This is a genomic window from Desulfatiglans sp. (assembly GCA_012513605.1).
Classification (GTDB): domain Bacteria; phylum Desulfobacterota; class DSM-4660; order Desulfatiglandales; family HGW-15; genus JAAZBV01.
The window spans coordinates 22,068-28,398 of record JAAZBV010000023.1 but is presented as its reverse complement, the minus strand read 5'-3'; the positions used below and the strand labels follow the sequence as shown (position 1 = coordinate 28,398).

Annotated in this window: 8 protein-coding genes; 7 read left to right on the top strand and 1 reads right to left on the bottom strand. The window is 42.2% G+C overall.

Going from position 1 to position 6,331, the window contains the following annotated elements; translation table 11 throughout:
• The first annotated feature begins 332 nt into the window (after positions 1 to 332).
• The 7 genes from GX654_02810 (at position 333) to GX654_02780 (ending at position 5,615) form a co-directional block, all read left to right on the top strand.
• A complete protein-coding gene (locus tag GX654_02810; GenBank protein NLD35776.1) occupies positions 333 to 2,243 on the top strand; it encodes an AAA family ATPase in 1,911 nt (636 codons plus the stop codon).
• Positions 2,233 to 2,826, top strand: a complete 594-nt coding sequence (locus GX654_02805; GenBank protein NLD35775.1) for a hypothetical protein — start codon at positions 2,233 to 2,235, stop codon at positions 2,824 to 2,826. Before GX654_02810 ends, GX654_02805 begins: the two co-directional genes overlap by 11 nt.
• 277 nt (positions 2,827 to 3,103) lie before the next feature.
• Entirely contained in the window at positions 3,104 to 3,331 is a 228-nt protein-coding gene (locus GX654_02800; protein NLD35774.1) for a hypothetical protein, read from the top strand.
• 145 nt (positions 3,332 to 3,476) lie between these two features.
• Entirely contained in the window at positions 3,477 to 4,109 is a 633-nt protein-coding gene (locus GX654_02795) for a recombinase family protein (protein NLD35773.1), read from the top strand.
• Positions 4,106 to 4,282, top strand: coding sequence for a hypothetical protein (locus tag GX654_02790; protein ID NLD35772.1), 177 nt, complete (start codon positions 4,106 to 4,108; stop codon positions 4,280 to 4,282). Before GX654_02795 ends, GX654_02790 begins: the two co-directional genes overlap by 4 nt.
• A 243-nt stretch (positions 4,283 to 4,525) precedes the next feature.
• Positions 4,526 to 4,945: a hypothetical protein gene (locus tag GX654_02785; GenBank protein ID NLD35771.1), complete on the top strand. Its 420-nt coding sequence runs from the start codon at positions 4,526 to 4,528 to the stop codon at positions 4,943 to 4,945.
• Position 4,946: 1 nt separating this feature from the next.
• Complete coding sequence (locus GX654_02780) at positions 4,947 to 5,615, top strand: hypothetical protein (protein NLD35770.1); 669 nt, start codon at positions 4,947 to 4,949, stop codon at positions 5,613 to 5,615.
• Between the two features lie 298 nt (positions 5,616 to 5,913).
• Here GX654_02780 and GX654_02775 read toward each other — a convergent pair whose 3' ends face one another.
• The gene (locus GX654_02775; GenBank protein ID NLD35769.1) at positions 5,914 to 6,105 is read right to left on the bottom strand and encodes a hypothetical protein; all 192 of its coding nucleotides are present in this window, start codon (positions 6,103 to 6,105) and stop codon (positions 5,914 to 5,916) included.
• Positions 6,106 to 6,331 lie beyond the last annotated feature (226 nt).

Sequence of the window (6,331 nt, the reverse complement as noted above, 5' to 3'; positions counted from 1 at the left end):
TCCACCTGAGCTATCACAAGGGCTAAATGTCTCTGTAGTGAAGACTTTTTAACCTCTGCTAAAAAATACTTCATATTTTCAATTACTTATTTTTTTAAACATGCCCAATAGCGAAAGTCGGGTTAGCAAGCCTTTCTGAAAAATGGCCAAGTGCTATTGTCGCCAGGGAAAAGATTTCAGAATTTTCTGGCGGCATTCTAACCGCCAGATATATGGCAAACTTAGATTCGAAGGGCTTAGGACCTGTCAGGGTTTGCATAGGGAGGAAGGTAGCGTATCCTGTGCCAGATCTCATCAATTGGATTGAGCGAAGGATGGGATAGGAGGGGCATATGATGGGAAATAATATAATGCCTCCCACACAAACTATTTCTGATGCACAAATAGGGAATTTGCCGCACAGTAATTTGAAGGACCTGGTCGAATCATGTGGTAGCGTTTTAACCCGAAAAACAGCAGACGAATATTCGACTTCCTGCCCTTGGTGTGGTGGTGTTGATAGGTTTCTGGTGTGGCCAGACAGTGATCAATATTACTGCCGACAATGCGGTATAAAAGGTGATTCTATACAGTTCTTGCGAGATAGAAAGGGACTCACTTATAAAGATGCAGCCAAGACTGTTGGCCGTGATGATGGTAAGTGGTCACGCCAAAGGCAGCGGGAAGAACTCAGAAAAAGCCCGGAACTTAATGAATCTGAAACCCAGAGACAGGCTGCTATAGAAACGAAAAAGTTAATTAATACTCTACCTGATACAAGCTTAGGAAACCCTTATCTAAAACGCAAAGGTGTTAAACCATGTACTGGACTCAAGGAAGATGAAAAGGGAAATCTTGTAATACCTGTCTATGGCCCTGATGGCGAGATTATGTCATTGCAAAGAATTCTGCCTGAAAAAATCAATGGCAAAGACAAATTTTTTTTAAAGGGAGGCAAAATAGCAGGCGGATTTTTTATAATCCCTGGTGACGATAGCAAACCGCATATTGCCGAAAGTATCGGGACTGGACTATCAGTTCATGAAGCGACCGGATGTACGGTTTATGTCTCCTTTTCAGCCGGAAACCTTGAAACAGTCGCACACATGGTCCGCGGAAAATATCCTGACAGTGAAATTGTTGTATGTGGAGATGATGACACTCAAACACCCGGAAACCCTGGCCGGACAAAAGCAGAAGCCGCCGCGCGGTCAATCAGTGCAAAGGTGGCCTTTCCGGTATTTAAAACAGGGACAGGGACTGACTTTAATGACCTGCATGTTTCTGAAGGTATTGAAGCTGTGAAACGATGTTTGGAGGGTGCAACTGTCGCAGAAGTCGCAGAAGGTACCCCGGAAAATACAGTATCGCCTTTACGGGTGCTGGAACTTTATGATTTTTTGGGGATGAATATAGCTCAGCGCACATACATACTCGCGCCAATAATACCTTCCCAAGGCCTTGTGCTATTGTACGCCATGAGAGGCATAGGGAAAACCAACCTGGGTTTAACTATCGCATATGCAGCAGCTACCGGACAATCAGTTTGCAGATGGCAGGCACCAATGGCATATCCGGTGCTTTACATTGATGGCGAAATGCCTGCTGTAACAATGCAAGAAAAGCTTGCCGGGATAGTCAGAGCGTATCCCCTTGAGCCCATGCCGGGTTACTTCAAAATTATCACGCCAGATCTACAGGATAGATCAATAAACCTCTCAACACCAGAAGGTCAGGCCCTGATTGAGCCTGCGCTCGATGGGGTTAAGTTGGTGATTGTAGACAACCTGGCGACCCTTTGTAGGTCAAATAAAAAGGATAATGAAACTGAATCGTGGTACCCGATGCAGGACTGGCTATTGAGTTTGAGACGTCGCGGTATAGCTGTAATGCTGATTCACCATGGGAATAAGTCAGGAGGCCAACGAGGCACTTCTTCCCGCGAGGACATCCTTGATACGGTTATCGTGCTAAAGCGTCCTTCGGATTATACGATAGACCAGGGAGCCCGGTTTGAGGTCCATCTCGAAAAAGCGAGAGGTATTATCGGGGACGAGGCCAAACCTTTTGAGGCCATACTCACCTCTGATAAATCAAGAGGCCTGATCTGGACGTGCCGAGATATTGAGGATGTTGAGCTGACCCGGATAATCACATTACAAAAAGAAGGACTATCTATCCGTGATATCGAAAAGGAAACCGGTTTATCGAAATCTAAAGTGCAAAGATTGCTTAAAAAGGAGGTCCATAAAAATGGGAAATGACACGAAAAAATCAGGTGTCCCACTGTCCCAAACCCTATCCTCGCCAATAGTGGGACAGTCGATAGAAAATAGAGAGAATAGCGGGACAGCATCTAAAACAATATGTGGGACACCGAGCCTAAAAGCCTTAGCTGACAAGGTTCTTCACAAGGAAAATGTGGGACACCCCGTGGGACAGGCAGTGGGACAGATCAATGATAACTGTCCCAAACCCGTGGGACAGCAAGAAATAACTGATATTAATAATATACATAATAAATATAATAATATTAATAACTTATATAATATATATAGTGATAAAACAAAGTGTCCCACTTTTCAAGGGTATAGTGATGGGACAGCGGGACAGCATGACTTTGACATGGATATCGATCGTACGATCTTTGAATTCAATACAAAGCTTTCAAGCAACTATGAAATGAAGGAAATGCCTAAAGGGTTCGCCCATAAGGCCTTAAAGATGGAAGCAGCCTATACACTTGCCTGTAGCAATGGAGATGTAAACCGGTTCAGGGAGCTGTTGAATCAATGGCGTGGTTTCTGGCTTAGCTTAATGATTAAAAAATCTGTGACATTCCATTGAAAAGTCAGCAAAAGCAGGTAAGAAATTGAAGTCAATAAATTGTCAGAGCAGGTAAAGAAGATCAGGTAATAAGAAAAATTGTTTCTTTAACAGTTTGATATTAAAAGAGATTATAGGTCGCTCATGATAAAGTATAAAAAAAGTGGAAAAAGGCAAGGGGTAAGTGATACCGAGCACGTACATGTGCACAATAATTAACGCACACAGTATCGAAAGTGCAGTATATGTATATAATAAAGAACAATAGGGCAATAATAAAGCACGGAGGTGCATAAATATGGACAAGGAAAAAGTGAGTTCGGAATTGAGTAGGCTAATAAACGGTTTGAGTAGGAAAATGAGAGAGGCAAAGGAAAAACCTTCTGCAAGTGAAATAACTGCTTTATCACGACTGACAGATTCATATAGTAATTTAATCCGAACAGAAAAAGAGCCCGACCAGGAAAACCGAAGGCGAAACGGTTATGGCGGTTATGAAAAAGCCATGGGCCTTGATCGGGGATAAAGGGCAGTGAGAGTTTTCAGTAACGATAATGAAAACGATCGTTATAAATTACTTGATTCGTATAATAAAATAGGTTGACATTCATTATCTGATATCGTATATTTTAAATATGTAAATAACCTTTTCATATTTAGGAGGCGATATCATGGAAAAGAGAAAGGCAAAGACAATGTGTTATTTAAGGGTTTCAACAGAAAAGCAAGATACTGAAAAAAACAAGGCTGATGTCTTACAGTATGCAAACTCAAGGGACTTTGGTCAAGTCCAGTTTGTGACCGAGACAGCCTCAGGGAAGAAGTCCTGGAAAGATCGTGAAATCAGCTCGATTATAAATGATCTAGGGTCAAACGATAGAATCATTGTCCCCGAGTTAAGCCGACTTGGCAGGTCAACGCTTGAGGTCCTTGAGATCCTGAAGGTGGCAAAGGATAAAGGTATTGCAGTTTATTCTGTGAAGGAAAACCTTGAGTTGAATGGTGACGGTATGCAAGCCAAGATTATGTCAACAATGCTTAGCCTGTTTGCGGACCTTGAAAGGGAGTTTATATCTATGAGAACAAAGGAGGGCCTGAAAGCACGAAAGGCGGCAGGTGTTCAACTGGGGAGACCGAAAGGGCCTGGTAAGTCCAAGCTGGATGAACATCGTGAAGAGATCATAAGCATGCTTAAGACCGGGGTAAGCAAAGCCCATGTTGCCAGAAAATACAGTTGTACGGTGTTAAACCTAAGGAACTGGATTGAAAAGAATGGTCTTGTTGAGGAGGTAAAACCTCAGTGAATAATATAACCCTGGGGCATAGCCTGACAGACTGGCTTTACGCCGACATGCAGGTTGCCTTGGGGTCAATCATGAAACACCTGGGGGACATCTTGATCATGGAGAAATGGAAACCTCCGCCAGGCAATGCCTCCCCGGGTGTTTCTCTCTTCTTGTCAGTCAAGAAGATATAGATAGATGATTATGGAAGCAAGAGCAGGCAGGGAAGTATAACAGATAGATGCATAGATACAAGGTCACGCAGTAGTGACAGGAAGTATTGATAAGGTTTTATACCCCCCCCCCTCCCCGAAAACACAAGATAGGGGGGGCCTGTTTTTTGAGTGCGGGTACTGACCACAAATTATTTTGAAAAAATCACCGTGTCACGTTGGCCCGGAGAATCCGAACGATAAAATATTTATTGGAGGAAAGCTATGGAAACTATGAGTTATGATTGTGAAAACGGGTTACGGATGATCGCGGTATATGGTAATGATCGAGAGATCAGAAGTTCAATGCAGGCTTCATCTGTCAGGCATGTGGTGACTGAGACACCTATGCAGGTCCTTGACCGCATTGAAGCAAGTAACATCAATCTTAATAAAAGGCTTGATCGGCTTGAGGCGCAGGGTAATGCTGCCCTTGTTGAAACGGATGAAGTACAGCCAGAGATTTCAAGCATTGATGAGGATGTTCTTGTCAACAGGGTTATCGGTTTGGCGAGCAGTGACCCGGTGACTAAGCGAAAGACCCTCAATGAAATCGAAACTGAAGGCATGAGCCGTGAAGAGGCCCGGGAATCCCTTGAAGAGGATCTCCTGGTTGACCGTATCCTTAAAAGGGGAGGGAAATAACATGAAAACAGTTGCCGAAATATCTCAGGAAATCAATGGGATTAAAGAAAAGATCGAATCCTTGAAGGCTGAAAAGGCCGATAAAGAAAAGGAAATAGACAGCTTGAAGGCCTCAAATATCAGGTTGATCATAAATGCAGCTGAAAAAGAGCGAAAACCCGCCTCGATTTCATCCGGAGTAAATCGTATAACAACATTACTTACGGAAAATGAGCAGCTCGAAGGAGCTCTTCAGATTCTTGACAGTCAGCTTAATGCCTTGCTGAGTGAATTGGAAATTGCCGAACTCAAGGCGCAGCTCCAGGAAAATTATTTCAATAAATCAGCGCCGTATTTGAAAAAAGCAGCGGAGATAATATCCGGGTTACAGGCCCTTAATGATTATGGAAAAGTTGTTTTTGAGTTGATTGAAGAACTTGGCAAAATGCGGAACCCTTTGCAGTCGGGGCTTTATCAAATATTTTCGAAATGCAAGAGTTATGACCAATTTCAGGCCTTGGAATTTCCTTGGGGTGAAGAGCAGAAAAAATTTCAACTCTGCACCCCGATAATGGCCCATGAAAAAGAGCTTGAAACTCTTCTGCAGGAAGTGAAAATTTTTTCCAATATTTTTTATGGAAGCGAGTTTTCATTGATACCGACACTTTCTTCAACGATCCCGAGTGACTGAGAGTTTCCAGGCTGTTTAGCCTCCATTGGCCGGCACTCCATAAAGCAGGGTGCTGGCCAATACCTACCCAGCTTGAGGCCTGAGATCGTTGATCCTGGTTGAAAATTATTCGTCGGTAACATGAAACCTGAATCCTTTTACTAGGGAGGTAATTAATGTCGAGACATTTTGATTCATATAGTAAATTTATAGAGTTTGAGGCAAAAAAAGTCATTAAAGGGCTTTTTCAGTCATTACCTAATTTAAATTATAAAATTGCTGACAGTATATTCTGTGAAGCTCTTAGTATTCTGAAAACTCACCGGTTAGGTGAATCAGAATCCTCATTTGAAGAGAGAATATCTGAATCTAAGTAGCGTTTATAAACGTCTTCAACAATTTGTTTTATTTCATAGTCATCCATTGATTGTCCAGTCAAATGGTGAAGTTTTTTCAAATTGAAATGAGCATTTGTTAGTATTGCAGCTAATAATTTATCGTATTTTTCCATAGGATGTCCTTTCACATAAGTGATTACAGAGATTATGTTTATCTCCCAATTTGGATATTTGCCATATATAGCATAAGTATCTGGGGAATTCTAAATGTCTTTTTAAAAATATTTTGGAAAAAATACTGTCTATGAAAAATCGAAAGCTTGACCACAGGCTGACCACACCCTGACCACACAAGGCAACACATAACCACAACTTACCACAAGCCTGTTTTTCCATGGG

Excerpts from the sequence above, each read along its gene's own strand:
- GX654_02810 (NLD35776.1), top strand. The coding sequence starts at position 333 with ATGATGGGAAATAATATAATGCCTCCCACACAAACTATTTCTGATGCA.
- GX654_02805 (NLD35775.1), top strand. The coding sequence starts at position 2,233 with ATGGGAAATGACACGAAAAAATCAGGTGTCCCACTGTCCCAAACCCTA.
- GX654_02800 (NLD35774.1), top strand. The coding sequence starts at position 3,104 with ATGGACAAGGAAAAAGTGAGTTCGGAATTGAGTAGGCTAATAAACGGT.
- GX654_02795 (NLD35773.1), top strand. The coding sequence starts at position 3,477 with ATGGAAAAGAGAAAGGCAAAGACAATGTGTTATTTAAGGGTTTCAACA.
- GX654_02785 (NLD35771.1), top strand. The coding sequence starts at position 4,526 with ATGGAAACTATGAGTTATGATTGTGAAAACGGGTTACGGATGATCGCG.
- GX654_02780 (NLD35770.1), top strand. The coding sequence starts at position 4,947 with ATGAAAACAGTTGCCGAAATATCTCAGGAAATCAATGGGATTAAAGAA.
- GX654_02775 (NLD35769.1), bottom strand. The coding sequence starts at position 6,105 with ATGGAAAAATACGATAAATTATTAGCTGCAATACTAACAAATGCTCAT.